General features: G+C 59.7%; 14 protein-coding genes and 1 pseudogene. 8 read left to right on the plus strand and 7 right to left on the minus strand.

Features of this window, described 5'->3' with window-relative positions; translation table 11 throughout:
• Positions 1–34 precede the first annotated feature (34 nt).
• A complete protein-coding gene (locus HGP31_RS04740; protein ID WP_020796693.1) occupies positions 35–838 on the minus strand; it encodes a SirB1 family protein in 804 nt (267 codons plus the stop codon).
• Positions 839–1,021: 183 nt separating this feature from the next.
• Between HGP31_RS04740 and HGP31_RS04745 the strand changes: the two genes are divergently transcribed.
• Positions 1,022–2,041, plus strand: coding sequence for a Glu/Leu/Phe/Val dehydrogenase family protein (locus HGP31_RS04745; RefSeq protein WP_020796694.1), 1,020 nt, complete (start codon positions 1,022–1,024; stop codon positions 2,039–2,041).
• A gap of 161 nt (positions 2,042–2,202) precedes the next feature.
• Here HGP31_RS04745 and HGP31_RS04750 read toward each other — a convergent pair.
• Positions 2,203–2,442 (minus strand): annotated as a pseudogene (locus HGP31_RS04750) (YebG family protein); the annotation flags it as partial.
• Positions 2,443–2,733: 291 nt separating this feature from the next.
• On the opposite strand from HGP31_RS04750, the gene HGP31_RS04755 reads away from it, so the two are divergent.
• Positions 2,734–3,234, plus strand: coding sequence for a phosphate-starvation-inducible protein PsiE (locus HGP31_RS04755; RefSeq protein WP_008054441.1), 501 nt, complete (start codon positions 2,734–2,736; stop codon positions 3,232–3,234).
• Here HGP31_RS04755 and HGP31_RS04760 read toward each other — a convergent pair.
• Both HGP31_RS04760 and HGP31_RS04765 read right to left on the minus strand, forming a co-directional pair.
• Positions 3,231–3,548: a DUF3509 domain-containing protein gene (locus HGP31_RS04760; RefSeq protein WP_020796696.1), complete on the minus strand. Its 318-nt coding sequence runs from the start codon at positions 3,546–3,548 to the stop codon at positions 3,231–3,233. The genes HGP31_RS04755 and HGP31_RS04760 overlap by 4 nt on opposite strands.
• A 301-nt stretch (positions 3,549–3,849) precedes the next feature.
• Positions 3,850–5,226 carry an L-serine ammonia-lyase gene (locus HGP31_RS04765; protein WP_083348239.1) on the minus strand — a complete coding sequence of 459 codons (1,377 nt, stop codon included), beginning with the start codon at positions 5,224–5,226 and terminating at the stop codon, positions 3,850–3,852.
• Between the two features lie 135 nt (positions 5,227–5,361).
• Between HGP31_RS04765 and HGP31_RS04770 the strand changes: the two genes are divergently transcribed.
• The 5 genes from HGP31_RS04770 (at position 5,362) to HGP31_RS04790 (ending at position 11,368) form a co-directional block, all read left to right on the plus strand.
• Positions 5,362–6,309: a LysR substrate-binding domain-containing protein gene (locus HGP31_RS04770; protein WP_020796698.1), complete on the plus strand. Its 948-nt coding sequence runs from the start codon at positions 5,362–5,364 to the stop codon at positions 6,307–6,309.
• Positions 6,310–6,523: 214 nt separating this feature from the next.
• Complete coding sequence (locus HGP31_RS04775) at positions 6,524–6,934, plus strand: HPF/RaiA family ribosome-associated protein (RefSeq protein ID WP_008054445.1); 411 nt, start codon at positions 6,524–6,526, stop codon at positions 6,932–6,934.
• Positions 6,935–7,175: 241 nt separating this feature from the next.
• Positions 7,176–7,742 carry an RNA polymerase sigma factor gene (locus HGP31_RS04780; protein WP_033045642.1) on the plus strand — a complete coding sequence of 189 codons (567 nt, stop codon included), beginning with the start codon at positions 7,176–7,178 and terminating at the stop codon, positions 7,740–7,742.
• Positions 7,739–8,728, plus strand: coding sequence for a FecR family protein (locus tag HGP31_RS04785; RefSeq protein ID WP_168757251.1), 990 nt, complete (start codon positions 7,739–7,741; stop codon positions 8,726–8,728). Before HGP31_RS04780 ends, HGP31_RS04785 begins: the two co-directional genes overlap by 4 nt.
• 213 nt (positions 8,729–8,941) lie before the next feature.
• A complete protein-coding gene (locus tag HGP31_RS04790; protein WP_083348240.1) occupies positions 8,942–11,368 on the plus strand; it encodes a TonB-dependent siderophore receptor in 2,427 nt (808 codons plus the stop codon).
• Between the two features lie 130 nt (positions 11,369–11,498).
• Here the strand turns inward: HGP31_RS04790 and HGP31_RS04795 are convergent, their stop codons facing one another.
• Entirely contained in the window at positions 11,499–12,374 is an 876-nt protein-coding gene (locus tag HGP31_RS04795; RefSeq protein WP_020796702.1) for a helix-turn-helix domain-containing protein, read from the minus strand.
• A 138-nt stretch (positions 12,375–12,512) separates the two neighbouring features.
• Here HGP31_RS04795 and HGP31_RS04800 point away from each other — a divergent pair, with 138 nt between their 5' ends.
• Positions 12,513–13,415, plus strand: a complete 903-nt coding sequence (locus HGP31_RS04800) for a DMT family transporter (RefSeq protein WP_168757252.1) — start codon at positions 12,513–12,515, stop codon at positions 13,413–13,415.
• Between the two features lie 12 nt (positions 13,416–13,427).
• Here HGP31_RS04800 and HGP31_RS04805 read toward each other — a convergent pair whose 3' ends face one another.
• Positions 13,428–13,937: a DUF2165 family protein gene (locus HGP31_RS04805; RefSeq protein WP_083348242.1), complete on the minus strand. Its 510-nt coding sequence runs from the start codon at positions 13,935–13,937 to the stop codon at positions 13,428–13,430.
• A gap of 174 nt (positions 13,938–14,111) precedes the next feature.
• A complete protein-coding gene (locus tag HGP31_RS04810; RefSeq protein ID WP_020796705.1) occupies positions 14,112–15,086 on the minus strand; it encodes a 2-hydroxyacid dehydrogenase in 975 nt (324 codons plus the stop codon).
• Positions 15,087–15,282: the final 196 nt, after the last annotated feature.

Here is a 15,282-nt window from a genome sequence, read left to right on the forward strand (position 1 = left end):
GCCCGCGAAGAACGATAACGCGGTGCTGTAGGGTTCAGTGGACGATGGAATTAGGAGGCAAATGCCCAAGTCGCTCGGTCAGGCGAATCCGCTGGATCGGATCGTCGCTGAGCAGCAATGCATGTTCCAGGTCGAAGCGCTCGGCATTCGGGCAGTCCAGCCGTTGGTACAGGCTGGCCCGGGCCAAGTAGTCGGAGGCGCTGGCGTTGCCCAGTTCCAGTACGCGTTCGGCGTCGATCAACGCGCCAATGTAATCGTCGTGGGAAAGATGTAGCTGGCGCAGGTTGCGTGACAGGCGTTGAAGCATTTGCGCGGGTGTGGCCGTGACCAGTTGCTCAGCGTTGAGTTGCATGTTCGGGCCATACTGGCGATGCAGCAGCTCCCGGCAATCGTTGGGATAAAGGCGCCGGCCGCCACAGGGGTCGAGCAGATGATCGGCACCTGGCACCCGCAGCAGGAAATGCCCCGGGAAATTGACGCCGACCAGCGGAATCTCCAGGCCTCTGGCCAGTTCCAGGGCTATCATCGCCAAGGCTAATGGCTGCCCGCGGCGACGCACCAGGACCTTATCGAGCAATGCCACTTGCGGCCGCAAGGGGGCGAAGTCATCCTGGGCGAACCCCAATTCGACCATGCGCCTGAGCAACGGTTGCGCCAACTCGCTCACGGGTAACATCGGCAAGCCGCTACTGACCCGCAGTTGCAGCTCCTTGAAGTGCGCCAACACTGCCTCGGGGTTAACCTGCTTGTCATGTTCGACGGCGATCCACAGCGCCGCCTCGAACAGCGCAGGCGGTGATCGTTGCAGGCAGGCGAAAAAAGATTGGCGCGGCGTCATGAAAATCTCCGGGCTATGCCTCGTTTTAGACCGGTCTTTGCCATTCGTCCAGTACCGCACAGGGGCTAGTTTCGGTTATTTCCTAAAGCTTGCATGGCGCTTTTGCTTATTCCGGTGCGCTTCTGCAATTTTTGTGCACAAGCCTATACTGGCGACTACAAGAAGTGATTCGGGAGCCTTACGATGTTCGCTCTCATGCAAAGCACTCGCCTTGAATCGCTGCATCTGAGCGTCGACCCGGCCACCGGGTTGAAGGCGGTGATTGCCATTCATAACAGCCGTTTGGGGCCTGCTCTGGGCGGTTGCCGTTACCTTGCCTATCCCAGCGACGAGTCTGCAGTCGAGGATGCGGTGCGCCTTGCCCAAGGCATGAGTTACAAGGCGGCCTTGGCCGGTCTGGCCCAGGGCGGCGGCGTGGCGGTGATCATTCGCCCCGTTCACGTGGCCAATCGCGCTGCACTGTTTGAAGCGTTCGGGCGTTGTATCAATCAACTCGACGGGCGCTACATTACCGCCATCGACAGTGGCACCTCGGTGGCGGACATGGATTGCATTGCCCAACAGACCCAACACGTCACCAGCACCACATCGGCCGGCGACCCCGCGCCTCACGCGGCGATGGGCGTGTTTACCGGCATCCGCGCCACGGCGATGGCCCGGTTGGGCAGCGATAACCTCGAAGGCCTACGCGTCGCCATCCAAGGCCTGGGCAACGTTGGATTTGCCCTGGCAGAGCAGCTGCACGCCGCCGGCGCCGAGCTGCTGGTCAGCGACATCGACCACGGCAAGGTACAACTGGCGATGGAGCAACTTGGCGCGCACCCGATAGCCAACGACGCATTGCTAAGCACACCTTGCGACATTCTCGCGCCGTGCGGTCTGGGCGGGGTGCTGAACAGCCACAGCGTGACGCAACTACGCTGCTCGGCAGTGGCCGGTTCGGCGAACAATCAACTGACCCATCTGGACGTCGCCGACCAGCTGGAAAGGCGGGGCATCCTGTATGCGCCCGACTACGTGATCAATGCCGGCGGATTGATCTATGTTTCGCTCAAGCATCGTGGCGAAGACTTGGGGACCATCACCGCGCACCTGTCGAAAATCAGCTCGCGGCTCACCGAAGTCTTCGCCCACGCCCAGGCGGAAAAACGCTCTCCGGCTCGCGTGGCAGACGAGTTGGCGGAGAAGGTGCTGTATCGATAAAAAATCAAAAGATCGCAGCCTGCGGCAGCTCCTACGGGGGCTGCTTACTTCGGGGTTTTCGCGGCTTTGGCAGGCTTCGTCGGGGCCACCGGCTCAGCGATTGCCTCTTCAACGGGTATTGCCTCTTTAACCGACTCTACGACTTGCGCTGGCGCTGTGAGCAGTTCGGACAAGGCGTCCGGCTGGCTCTTGAACGCCTTGGCGAACACGTCGCGGTTTTTCGCCATGTAGATCCCGACTTCTTCCACTTGCTGTTCGGTCAAGGACGGAACAGCTTTTTGCAATACGTCAGCCAGCAACTCCGCCAGCTCGAGCATTTTGTCATGACGGTCAGCTTCGGCTTTATCCATGAACAAGCGCTCCAGATCTCGGCTGCTGCGGTATACCACTTCGACGGCCATTCACCACCTCACATGCCTTCAAATTATTAGTCTGATTCGACTACTGTATCTATATACAGCAAAGGATAAGCGAATCTCTCGGATTTGGGTAGTGGCTTTTTAATGTAGGCCGGTTTCGGGATTTGTCAGGCGTCGGGTTTTGGTAGCTGGGTAAAGATAGCTGCGACCAAACGTCACGGAGCGCAATCCAAGGCGTCTCGCCATCATGGACGTGGCCTTGTTTCTGCATGCAGAACAACCGTCACGTCCAACCTGCATTATCCGGTCGAGTCGACCTAAGGAAGCATCATCGTGAAAATCAACTGGGCCGAAAAGCTGCGGCAGAACGTGCATGAACTGGCCGAGTCACTGGGCAACCTGTTCGTCGAAACTTTCCACTACCTGGCGCTGTTTGCCATTGGTGCGGTGACCGCGTGGGCTGCGGTGATGGAGTTTCTCGGGATGCTCGAGCAGGGGCATATCAAGATCGACGACATCCTGCTGCTGTTCATCTACCTGGAACTGGGGGCGATGGTCGGGATTTACTTCAAGACCAACCACATGCCGGTACGTTTCCTGATCTACGTGGCGATCACGGCGCTCACGCGGCTGCTGATTTCCAACGTGTCCCATCACAATCCACCCGACTTGGGGATCATCTACCTGTGCGGCGGGATCCTGTTGCTGGCGTTTGCGATCCTGGTAGTGCGCTACGCCTCCTCGCAATTTCCTTCGGTGAAGATCGAGCATCCGCACCGTAAGACAGGTGCGGGCTCGGGTGAACATCCGGAAGTGGAGAAGGGCGAGCTTTAAAGCCTGATGGCCGGGCGCGGGCGGTTTTTTATCGAGGGTGGCGGCAGGCTGTGCGTGCCGCCATCGGTCATGGCTTCGAGGATGGCCACTGCGCTGTGCCCCTGTTCGATGGCGATGCCGAACTGGATGCTTTGCACCAGGCGCTTGAGCCGTTGTGGATCGTTGCGTTGTTCGGCACTGATCATGCGCTTTGCGACTACTCGGCCATTGTTGGACAGGGTCAGCATGATGCTGCCATCAAGACCCTGAATGCTCAGGTTGATCTGATAGTCCGCTGCAAAAGCATCGGTAATGAGCTGGAAAGGGTTGTCCATGATGCGTCACCGCTTGATTGAACGTGCAGTTGTTGACCGGCCGTGATCGGGTTGGTTCGCAACGCCGGACCATCGGCCATTCTCTCGTCAATATCGCCATCAATGTTCCAAACGGGATGTAGCAAAGGGCATGCCGGACAAGAAGCACGAATTGTAGGAGCGAGCATGCTCGCGATGCAGGTCAACGATGACGCGGGATATCTGGCGCCACGCGGCGCTCTCAGGTTTTTCGCGAGCAGGCTCGCTCCTACAGGGGGCTGCCCGTTTCAGGGCAATTTGCGCCTGCATGCCACCAAACCGGTCAGCACTCTACCCAGTTCACCGCCAGACCGCCTCGGGATGTCTCCTTGTATTTGTCGTGCATGTCGGCGCCCGTGTCGCGCATGGTGCGGATCACCCGGTCCAGGGAGATGAAGTGCTTGCCGTCGCCACGCAGGGCCATTTGCGTGGCGTTGATCGCCTTTACGGCAGCAATTGCGTTGCGCTCGATACATGGCACTTGCACCAGCCCGCCGACCGGGTCACAGGTCAGTCCGAGGTTGTGTTCAAGGCCGATTTCGGCGGCGTTTTCCAATTGCTCCGGCGTGGCGCCGAGGACTTCTGCCAGGCCGGCGGCGGCCATGGCGCAGGCAGAGCCGACCTCGCCCTGACAACCGACTTCGGCACCAGAGATCGAGGCGTTTTTCTTGCACAGGATGCCGACGGCGGCGGCACCCAAAAAGAACGCCACGACGTCATCGTCCGACGCATCGGGGTTGAATTTCATGTAGTAGTGCAGCACCGCCGGAATAATCCCCGCTGCACCGTTGGTCGGTGCTGTCACCATGCGACCGCCGGCAGCGTTTTCTTCGTTCACGGCGAGGGCGAAAAGGTTCACCCATTCCATGGCCGACAGGGTCGAAGTGATGACGTTCGGCTTGCCGATTTCCAACAGGCTGCGGTGCAATTTCGCCGCACGTCGCGGCACGTTCAGGCCACCGGGGAGGATGCCTTCGTGCTCCAGCCCCTGCTCGACGCACTCGCGCATCACCGACCAGATATGCAGCAAGCCCTGGCGTATTTCTTCGTCACTGCGCCAGGCCCGTTCGTTGGCCATCATCAGCTCGCTGACACGCAGACCGTGCTGGTTGCAGAGCTTGAGCAGCTCGACGGCACTGGAAAAGTCGTAGGGCAAAACCACGTCTCGGGCAGGTGATAGCCCGGACTCGGCTTCTGCCGCCTCGATGATGAACCCACCACCGACCGAGTAGTACGTCTGTTCGAACAGTTCGCCGGTTTCGCCGAAGGCAGTCAGGGACATGGCGTTGGGGTGGTAGGGCAAACTCTCGTCGAGCAGCAGCAGATCGCGCGACCAGTTGAACGCAATGCTCACCTGGCCTGCCAGCAACAACTCGCCGGTCTCACGCAGGGTATGGATCCGGCTGTCGATGGTGGAGGGATCGATACGGTCTGGCCATTCGCCCATCAAGCCCATGACGCAAGCTCGGTCGGTGGCATGACCGACACCGGTCGCCGACAGGGAGCCGTACAAGCGGATTTCCACCCGCCGTACGTCAGTCACTGAACCCTGGTCCACCAGCGCCTGGGCGAAGGTCGCGGCAGCACGCATGGGGCCGACCGTGTGGGAGCTGGATGGACCGATGCCGACTTTGAAGAGATCGAAAACACTGATAGCCATGCTAAAGCCTATTCCTGCAATGGAAGATGAATCGCTGCCATTTTTGTAGGACAAGCGCACTTTCAGCGATACTGCCTCTCTCAGTCCTACGTGACCAACGAAACTTCCTAAGACAGCCTTTAGCAGGACTAAACCATGAGCCGCCAATTACACGCCCAGACTTACGTTTGGCTACAGGTGTTTTCCTGTGCCGCGCGGCACTTGTCGTTCACCCGTTGCGCCGAAGAGCTGCACATCACGCCGGGGGCGGTCAGCCAGCAGATCCGACAGCTGGAAGAGCGCCTTGGTTTTCGACTGTTTCACCGGCGTGCCCGGGGCGTGGAACTGAGCGCCGAAGGCCAGCGACTGGCCATTACGGTCAACGAGGCCTACGGCAGCATCGATGCCGAATTGCGCCGGCTGGACGCGGGGATGATCAGCGGCACACTGCGGGTGCGTTCGATTCCTTCTTTCCTGAGCAAATGGCTGACGCCGCGCCTGCCACGCTTGCAGCAGCGCTTCCCGGACATCCAGCTACGCCTGGTCGCCGAAGACAGCAGCGTGCCGTTGCACGAAGGCGATTTCGACCTGGCCATCGACCTGAATGACGGCAGCTACCCCGGATTGTTATCCACAGCCTTGCTCGATGAGCAGATTTTCCCGGTGTGTGCCCCGGGCCTGTTACGCGGGCGTCCGCCGTTGCATGGCCCGGCGGACCTGCTGCATTTTCCGTTGCTGCATGACATTACTGCCTGGCGCGGCAGCTACGAATACGCGGAATGGGAGTTCTATCTCGATGCCATCGGCTTTGAAGGTGCCGATGTGCGGCGCGGGCATACCTTCAATCGCAATCACCTGACCATCGAAGCGGCCATCGCCGGGATGGGCGTGGCGATTGCACGGCGTACGCTGCTCAATGACGAGCTGGAGCGGGGCGCATTGATCGTACCGTTCGGCCTGGCGGTGCCCAATCACAAGCGCTACATGGTGCTCTACGCGCCGGGGGCGCTGAGCCATCCGGGCGTGCGGGCGGTACATGACTGGCTGGTGGAGGAGGCGGCGATTTTTCGCGGCCTGCACCCGCTGGGGGAGCGGCAGATGTGAGCAATTATTTCGTAAGAGAGGGGCGACCCAACTCCCGACCTTAACAGCGCTTTTGCCGGTTGTCCGGCTTTTTTTGCGATTAGATATTTATCTTTTTTTAGGGGTTGAATTGTTCATCGTACAGACCGATTGTGTAAGTAAGAGGTCACGGTGATGACGCCCAAGGGCTTAGCTGACCGGCCTCTCGCGAGCTAGCTGAAATAAGGGATGAACTATGCAAATCCAAGTCAATAGCGATAACCATATTCAAAGCAGCATCCGACTGGAGGAGTGGGTACGAACCACCATTGAGAGCACGCTCGAACGTTATGAGGAGGACCTGACCCGCGTCGAGGTTCACCTGCGGGACGAGAATGGCGACAAGCCTGGTCCCCATGATTTGCGCTGCCAGCTGGAAGCGCGGCCAAAAGGCCACCAACCGATTTCTGTCACCCATAAAGCCGCCAGCCTGGAACTGGCGATCGACGGAGCTGCCGAGAAACTCGAACACGCCCTTGAACACCTGTTCGGCAAACTGCGCGGCAAACCACGCGCTGCCGTGGTGCCCTTCGAGCGCAGGCCTCACGCCGACAAGCTGCTGGAAGAAGAGTTTCTTGAAAACGAACAGGCTGCGCAAAACGCTTGATGCCTGATTGACCCTCCCAATGAAAACGGGCCTGCAATGCAGGCCCGTTTTGTTTTGTGGCCAAGGGATTCAGTGAACCGCCGCACTCGTCGAACTGGTCGCACTGATAGCTGCTGTCAAGATAAGTGATCTCCCTCGACAGCTTTGCTTATGAGAATATTTATCATTAGTATTGCGCCTTGCTGGGTACACACCCGGTTGTTGGCCGGCCCGATTGCCGCTATGGCGCAGTATTGAATCAATGACTACTCCCGAATCTCCCGAGATCGAGCACGGCGAACCACGCGGCGATCGTGCGCATTTTCTCCAGGTATTTCTCTCCCAGCGTTCGCAAATGGAAGCGTTGGTGAGTCGTCGCGTGGGTTGCCGGGCCACGGCGGCGGACCTGGTGCAAGACTTGTTCGTGCGGTTCTGGCGACGCCCCCTGGTACAAGTTGAAGAACTCAGCACCTATCTGTTGCGCTGCGCCGGCAACATCGCCATCGACCACTTGCGCAGCGAAGGTACGCGGGTGCGGGCCAACGAAGGTTTAATGGCCGAACCGGCGCACTGTATGGGCGGCGAGCCGCAAGCGGCGCTGGAAGCAGGCAACGATCTGCGCCACGTCGAAGCGGCGTTACGCGCGTTACCGGAACGCACGCGGCAGATTTTTTTGCTCAACCGCATCCATGGTCGCAAGTACGCCGAGATCGCCAAGGCCATGGGCCTGTCCCAGAGTGCCGTGGAAAAACATATGATGCGCGCGCTCGAGGCCTGCAAAGCCAGCCTGCGCGAATGCGAGCCGCGTATGCCAGGGAAAGCACTGTGAACAGCATCGAACGCGTCAGGCCGACGCCTGCTCAGGAACAGCAAGCGCTGGCCTGGTTAAGTCTGTTGCATGACCAGCCCTGCAGCGGTGACCAAGCCACCTTCAGTCAATGGTTGCAGGCCGACCCCGCGCATGCGCAGGCTTATGCCCGTGCGCAAGTGTTGTGGGAGTTGAGTGAAGTGCCGGCGCGCAGACTCGCCGACGAGGACGCGCTGGCCTTGCAGGGTTACCTCAACGCCATGAATCGCTCACGTCGCAGCAGCGTTCGGCGCTGGTCGGGCGCGCTGGCCATGGCGGCTTCCCTGCTGCTGATGATCAGCCTCGGTGGCGGTTGGCAGCCGTTGCGTTGGATCGACGACCTGGGCGCCGATTATGTCTCGGCACCGGGGGAAGTCCGCACCATCACTCTGGCCGATCAATCGCAGGTCACTCTTGATGCCGACAGTGCGATTGCGGTGGATTTCAGTGAGGGGGAGCGGCGTGTGCAAGTGCGCCGCGGTGCCGGATTTTTCAGCGTGACCCATACCGGCGAGCCATTTGTGGTCGACGCCGGGAAGGGCCAGGCGCGGGTGCTCGGCACACAGTTCGAAGTGCGACTGCAACCTCGTGGGGCGCAGGTGACGGTGTTGTCTGGCCGGGTTGGCGTGACGGCGCAAAAGAACGCGGACCAGCAGATCCTGACGGCCGGCCAGCAAGTGGCTTACGGCGAAGGCTCAGCGGGAAAACTTCATGCGGTGGACAGCGAAGCGCAGCTCGCGTGGCGCCAGGGATGGCTGACTTACTACAAGGCGACGCTGGCTGATGTGGTCGAGGATTTGCGCCGTTACTACCCGGGGAGGATCGTGGTGCTCAATGATGACGTGGCACAGCGGCAGATCAGCGGCAGCTTTCCGAGCAAGGACCCGCAGGCGGTATTGAGTTCATTGCAGGGGGTGTTGGGCTTTGAGCAACACCAGGTTCTGGGACATCTGATTATTTTGCGCTGAGACGATTGGCCCCTTCGCGAGCAGGCTCGCTCCCACAGGAGAACGCATTCCAAATGTGGGAGCGAGCCTGCTCGCGAAGGGGCGAATCTAACACCACACCTCTTGGAATAATTATTTTCAACTTTCTGCTGAGGTAAAACCGAACGCCATCCGTGTAGTGACTGAAACTGCGAGTCATTCGCATCCGTTGTGGTTCTACACAGGTCATGAGTCATGAAGTCCAGGGCAATACCGGGTTCGGTCAAACAATGGTTGGGTGTGTCTGCGTTGAGCTTCGCGGCGTTGGCGCTGCTGCCGCTGAACGGGGCACTGGCCGCGTCTGCCAGCACCCCGCAAAGTGCGCTATTCAGCTTTTCGATGGTCGCCAAACCCTTGCCCCAGGCGTTGAGCGACTTCAGTCACGTCACCGGTATCAGCGTGGTCTATACCGATGAGGCGCCGTATGGCCTCAATGCCCCGGCGCTCAATGGCCAGTTGAGTGCCGAACAGGCCCTGCAGCGGTTGCTCGGCGGTTCCGGCTTGACCACGCGGCGCATCGATGGCCACACCATGGTCCTGGAACCGCTACCGACCGAGGGCGCGTTGAATCTGGGCGCTACCACCATCACCTCGGTGATGGAACCTTCCACAAGCTACCAGCCTCCGCCTACCAGCTCGGTGATGCGTTCCTCGACGCCGCTTCAGGAAATTCCCCAGACGGTCAACGTCGTCCCGGCCCAGGTCATTCGCGACCAGGCTCCGCGTAACCTGGATGACGCGCTGGCGAACGTCAGCGGTATCACCCAGGGCAACACGCTGGGCAGCACCCAGGATTCGGTGATGACCCGCGGTTTCGGCGACAACCGCAACGGCTCGATCATGCGTGACGGCATGCCGGTGGTGCAGGGGCGGGGCTTGAACGCGACGGTGGACCGGGTCGAAGTGCTCAAGGGCCCGGCCTCGCTGCTCTATGGTATCCAGGATCCCGGCGGCGTGGTCAACATGGTCAGCAAGCAGCCGGAGCTTGATCCCTACAATGCCCTGACCCTGCGTGGCTCGACTTATGGCGAGGGCAAGAACGGCAGCGGCGGCACCTTTGACAGCACGGGTGCCCTGGGTGAGTCCGGGTTGGCCTACCGTCTGGTGCTGGACCACGAAGACGAGGATTACTGGCGCAACTACGGTGTGCATCGCGAGACGCTGGTGGCGCCGTCGCTGGCCTGGTTTGGTGAAAGCACCCAGCTGACGTTCGCCTATGAACACCGGGAGTTCCTGACCCCGTTCGACCGTGGCACGGTGATCGATCCGCGGGATAATCATCCGCTGGACATCCCCCGTGATCGCCGGCTCGACGAACCGTTCAACAACATGGAAGGGCGCTCCGACCTGTATCACTTCCAGGCCGATCACGACCTCAACGACAACTGGAAAGCCCATTTCGGCTACAGCTGGAATCGTGAGACCTATGACGCCAGCCAGGTGCGTGTGACCGCTGTCGACACCAGCAATGGCACGCTCACACGCAGCATGGACGGCACGCAGAATGCTATCAGTACGGACCGTTTCACGACTGCGAGCCTCGAAGGCAAGATCGATGTCGCCGGCATGCAACATGACCTGGTGCTCGGGGTCGATGACGAGTACCGCAAGATCTACCGCGCCGACCTGATCCGTCAGAAAAGCCTGACAACCTTCAGCTACCTCGACCCGGTATACGGCCGCGAAGTCCCGGGCACCACGGTCAGCCCGGCCGACAGTGCGCAGACCGATATCCTGCGTAGCGATTCGGTGTTCTTGCAGGACTCGATCCACCTCACCGACCAATGGATCCTGGTCGCTGGCGGACGTTTCCAGGAGTACGACCAGTACGCCGGCAAAGGCGTGCCGTTCAAGGCCAACACCGACAGCAACGGGCAAAAATGGGTGCCGCGCGCCGGCCTGGTCTACCGCTATACCAATGAACTGTCGTTCTATGGCAGCTACACCGAATCGTTCAAACCCAACTCGACCATCGCGCCGTTGAGCGGCAGCAGCGCCGTGCTCGACGGCAGCATTGCGCCGGAAGAAGCCAAGTCGTGGGAAGTGGGGGCCAGGCTGGAAATGCCGGGCCGCGTAACGGGCAACCTTGCGCTGTTCGACATCAAGAAACGCAACGTCCTGGTGGCTAACGCCGAAGGCCCGGTGACACTCTACAGTGCGGCCGGTGAAGTGCGTTCCCGTGGCCTGGAAGTGGACTTGAGCGGCCAGCTCAGCGACCGCTGGAGCATGATCGGCAGTTATGCCTACACCGATGCCGAAGTGACGCAGGACCCGGTCTACAAAGGTAAACAGCTGCAGAACGTCGCGAAGAATAGTGGCTCACTGTCGGCGGTCTATGACTTCGGCACGATCGTCGGTGGCGATCAGCTGCGGATTGGCGCTGGAGCACGCTATGTCGGGGAACGAGCGGGCAATGCCGTGAATGATTTTGACCTGCCGAGCTACACCGTCGCCGACGCGTTCGCCACCTATGACACCCAACTCGATGGGCAGCGGGTCAAGTTTCAACTCAACGTGAAAAACCTGTTTGACCGTACGTATTACACCTCGGCGGCGAGCCGGTTCTTTGTGTCGATGGGGGATTCGCGGCAGGTGACGTTGTCGAGCACCCTGGAGTTCTGATTAGAAATCGCGTCATCGTTCAACGCTGGCAAGCCAGCTCCCACAGGGTTTGTGTATGCAATCGACACCGAAAGCTGTGGGAGCTGGCTTGCCAGCGATGGCGGCCTGACAGGCAATGAATATCCCGGCATTAACGCAAAAACGCCTGCCGATATTCTCCCGGCGTTCCACCTAGCGCCTGCCTGAATCGATTGGTGAAGTGACTGGCACTGGCAAACCCGCACGCCAATGCAATCTCTCCCAACGGCTGCGAGGTGCTGCGCAGCAACTCCCGCGCCCGGCTCAAGCGCCGCGCCAGTACATACTGATGGGGCGGCAAACCGAAGCTCTCACGAAACATCCGCGCAAAGTGGTACTCGGATAATGCGCACAGAGCAGCCAACTGCCCCAGGCTGATGGCTTCAGCCAATTGACTGTCGATGAACTCCACTAGATGCCGTCGCTGATGCGCGGCCAGGCCACCCTTGAGTCGCAAGCCGGGACGTACGCTGACCTGGCTGAGCAGGGCGTGGGCGAGCATTTCATGGGCCAGGCTGCTGGTGAGCAGACGTTCTCCCGGTTCGTCCCAGTTGAGGCGGATCAAGTGCCGAAAGCGCAACGCCTGTTGTGGGTCATCCAGAAAAGTTTGCTCACGCAACTGCAGTTGCCGTGGCTCGCGATCGAGCAGGGTGACGCAGCCGAGGGCAAATTGTTCCGGGCTGAAATACAGGTGGGCCAGGCGAATGTCGCCATTGATCACCCAGCCTGACTGATGGTCGGCCGGCAGGATGCACAGCTTGTCCGGACCGCCCTTGGTGCCGGGCTGGTCGCGCCGGAAGGTCCCGGTGCCGCCAGCGATGTAGCAGGACAGCGTGTGGTGGCTCGGCGCTTCGTAGTCCTGGGCATCGTGGTGGTTGTTCCACAAGGCTGCTGCCAATCCGTCACCGAGCTCGGCGCTGTGCTCCAGGCGAGCATTGGGCGAGCGGTTGAGGGCTTGAAAGACTTGCAGGGATTCCAGTGCGGGCATGATCGTTTCTCTCCAACGCCTTGCATCCTACTCCGTAGGCCTTCGCCTGCCAGCCCGTCGACTGACAAAAGCGCAAGATTATGCAAGTGCGGCGCAACGCGGCGCAGGACACTGGTCGCCTATCAAGGAGCCTTTGCCATGAACCTTTCGTTGTACCTGCTGACCGTGCTGATCTGGGGCACCACCTGGATCGCCCTGAAATGGCAACTGGGCGTGGTGGCGATTCCCGTGTCCATTGTCTATCGCTTTGGCTTGGCGGCGCTGGTGCTGTTCGTGATCCTGCTGCTTAGCCGCCGCCTGCAATTGATGAACCGCCGCGGGCACTTGATTTGCCTGGCGCAAGGGTTATGCCTGTTCTGCGTCAACTTCATGTGTTTCCTGACCGCCAGTCAGTGGATCCCCAGCGGACTGGTCGCCGTGGTGTTTTCCACGGCCACGCTGTGGAATGCGCTGAATGCACGGGTGTTCTTCGCTCAGAAAATCGCCCGCAATGTGCTGATGGGCGGCGCGCTGGGCTTGCTCGGTCTGGGCCTGCTGTTCTGGCCCGAGCTGGCGGGTCACGCCGCCAGCCCGCAAACCTTGCTTGGCCTTGGCCTGGCCCTGTGTGGCACCCTGTGTTTCTCGGCGGGGAACATGCTGTCGAGCCTGCAACAAAAAGCCGGGCTCAAGCCACTGACGACCAATGCCTGGGGCATGGCCTATGGCGCGGCGATGTTGTCGGTATGGTGCGTGGTCAATGGGATTCCGTTCGACATGGAATGGAACGCTCGCTACATCGGCTCGCTGTTGTACCTGGTGATTCCCGGTTCGGTCATTGGTTTCACAGCCTACCTGACTCTGGTCGGGCGCATGGGCCCCGAGCGCGCAGCCTATTGCACCGTTCTGTTTCCGGTGGTGGCGCTGAATGTCTCGGCGTTTGCCGAAGGCTACCAATGGACGCCCCCGGCGCTCATGGGCCTGGTACTGGTCATGCTGGGCAACGTGTTGGTGTTTCGCAAACCCGGCACGAGCGCCAAAACCGTGGCGGGGAAGCTGGCCTGAGCCGCAGGCTGTTCAGCTGTCTTTTACTGCCGTGAGAAAGATCAGGCCGAGAAACATATATTCAATATTGTTTTGTGCCCAAACATAGGTGTTGCGATGAACGGAGTAATCCATGTCGAACCATTCATTGAGAATGATGACGTATAAACCCTGATATACAAAAATACCTGTCACGAAGCCAGCGATTGCGAATTTTTTTGCTTCGTGAAACTCGTTGCGTGGTGCATCAAGTTTTCGATAGAGCTGCCAGGTCCCCACCAGGCAACTAAAGGTAAAAATAATTTCGAGTGAAATGATTGCCCAGTAAAAACGATGGTGAAACATGTTGGACGTGATGGACCTGTAGCGCCGTGAGTCGTTGCCCGTGGTGTCGCTCATGCTGATGATGCGCCCGATGTATTCGGCATATGCCGCATAATCGGTAACATTGTTGGCGAGCGTCATTAGCCCGAATAATGTTGCGGTTAAAACAACAAGTACTTTGCTCCGCCTTATCACAGAGGCGGTGGTGAGTTTGTTCATTGGTTATTCTCCGAGTGCGCCCTTGGTGCGTTCTTTGATCGCTCGAAGTTTATAGTTCTTCAGGGAAGTTCAGTCGGAGACTGCATTGCAAGTTATGTCGTCTGTTCTACTTAAATTGCAGCTCGCTTGATGTTATGGCAAATGGCACGTCCAGCCAGACGTGCCTTCGTTCATTCAACCTTTCCAGACCTGCGGGTTGACCAGGTCTTGTGGACGCTCACCTAGCAATGCGCTGCGCAGGTTCGCCAAGGCGCGGTTGGCCATGGCATCGCGGGTCTCATGGGTGGCCGAACCGATATGCGGCAAGGTCACTGCGTTTTTCAGCTGAAACAGCGGCGACTCGGCCAGCGGCTCCTTTTCATACACATCCAGCCCGGCACCGCGAATGCGGTTGTTTTGCAGCGCATCGATCAGTGCCGGCTCGTCCACCACCGGACCCCGGGCGATGTTCACCAGGATCGCGCTCGGCTTCATCAGGGCCAGTTCGCGATGGCTGATCAAGTGTCTGGTCTTCTCGCTGAGCGGAACCACCAGGCAGACGAAGTCGGCTTCAGCCAACAGCTCGTCCAGGCTACGCATCTGCGCACCGAGTTCCTGTTCCAGCGCAGTCTTGCGGCTGTTGCCGCTGTAGATGATTGGCATGTTGAAGCCCAGCCGACCTCGGCGCGCGATGGCCGCGCCGATGTTGCCCATGCCGACGATGCCCAGGGTCTTGCCGTGGACATCGCAGCCGAACAGCGGTGCACCGACGGTGGCTTGCCACTGGCCTGCCTTGGTCCAGGCGTCGAGCTCGGCGACGCGGCGTGCACTACTCATCAACAAAGCGAAGGCCAGGTCGGCGGTGCTTTCGGTGAGCACGTCCGGCGTGTTGGTGAGCATGATCCCGCGCTCGTTGAAATAGTCCACGTCGTAGTTGTCATAGCCCACCGAAACGCTGGACACGACTTCCAGACTGGCGGCGTTTTCCAGTTGTGCACGACCGAGCTTGCGGCCGACCCCGATCAATCCGTGGGCATGGGGCAGGGCTTCGTTGAACTGGGCGTTGATATCACCCTTTTTCGGGTTCGGCACGATGACGTCGAAGTCTTGTTGCAGGCGTTCAACCATTTCTGGCGTGACGCGGCTGAAGGCGAGAACAGTCTTTTTCATGGGCGCAGGGCTCGTCGGGCGGAGAGAATGGAAGGAAAGCTACAAGTTTCAAGCTGCAAGCCGCAAGTTAAAAGCTACCCGCAGCGCGTTTAACTTGAAGCTTGCAGCTTGAAGCCTGTACCTGCCCTTCCGCTATACTGGCGTCTTTCGTGGCTCGCTGAACGGGCCCGACACAGTGTGCATCACCCGGAGCTTT

Source organism: Pseudomonas umsongensis (genome assembly GCF_012647205.1).
GTDB lineage: Bacteria > Pseudomonadota > Gammaproteobacteria > Pseudomonadales > Pseudomonadaceae > Aquipseudomonas > Aquipseudomonas umsongensis.

What these genes read in the sequence shown, in the direction of transcription:
- HGP31_RS04775 (WP_008054445.1), top strand. Translation starts at nt 6,524, where the DNA reads ATGCAAATCCAAGTCAATAGCGATAACCATATTCAAAGCAGCATCCGA.
- HGP31_RS04795 (WP_020796702.1), bottom strand. Translation starts at nt 12,374, where the DNA reads ATGCCCGCACTGGAATCCCTGCAAGTCTTTCAAGCCCTCAACCGCTCG.
- HGP31_RS04800 (WP_168757252.1), top strand. Translation starts at nt 12,513, where the DNA reads ATGAACCTTTCGTTGTACCTGCTGACCGTGCTGATCTGGGGCACCACC.
- HGP31_RS04770 (WP_020796698.1), top strand. Translation starts at nt 5,362, where the DNA reads ATGAGCCGCCAATTACACGCCCAGACTTACGTTTGGCTACAGGTGTTT.
- HGP31_RS04810 (WP_020796705.1), bottom strand. Translation starts at nt 15,086, where the DNA reads ATGAAAAAGACTGTTCTCGCCTTCAGCCGCGTCACGCCAGAAATGGTT.
- HGP31_RS04790 (WP_083348240.1), top strand. Translation starts at nt 8,942, where the DNA reads ATGAAGTCCAGGGCAATACCGGGTTCGGTCAAACAATGGTTGGGTGTG.
- HGP31_RS04745 (WP_020796694.1), top strand. Translation starts at nt 1,022, where the DNA reads ATGTTCGCTCTCATGCAAAGCACTCGCCTTGAATCGCTGCATCTGAGC.
- HGP31_RS04740 (WP_020796693.1), bottom strand. Translation starts at nt 838, where the DNA reads ATGACGCCGCGCCAATCTTTTTTCGCCTGCCTGCAACGATCACCGCCT.
- HGP31_RS04760 (WP_020796696.1), bottom strand. Translation starts at nt 3,548, where the DNA reads ATGGACAACCCTTTCCAGCTCATTACCGATGCTTTTGCAGCGGACTAT.
- HGP31_RS04805 (WP_083348242.1), bottom strand. Translation starts at nt 13,937, where the DNA reads ATGAACAAACTCACCACCGCCTCTGTGATAAGGCGGAGCAAAGTACTT.
- HGP31_RS04780 (WP_033045642.1), top strand. Translation starts at nt 7,176, where the DNA reads ATGACTACTCCCGAATCTCCCGAGATCGAGCACGGCGAACCACGCGGC.
- HGP31_RS04765 (WP_083348239.1), bottom strand. Translation starts at nt 5,226, where the DNA reads ATGGCTATCAGTGTTTTCGATCTCTTCAAAGTCGGCATCGGTCCATCC.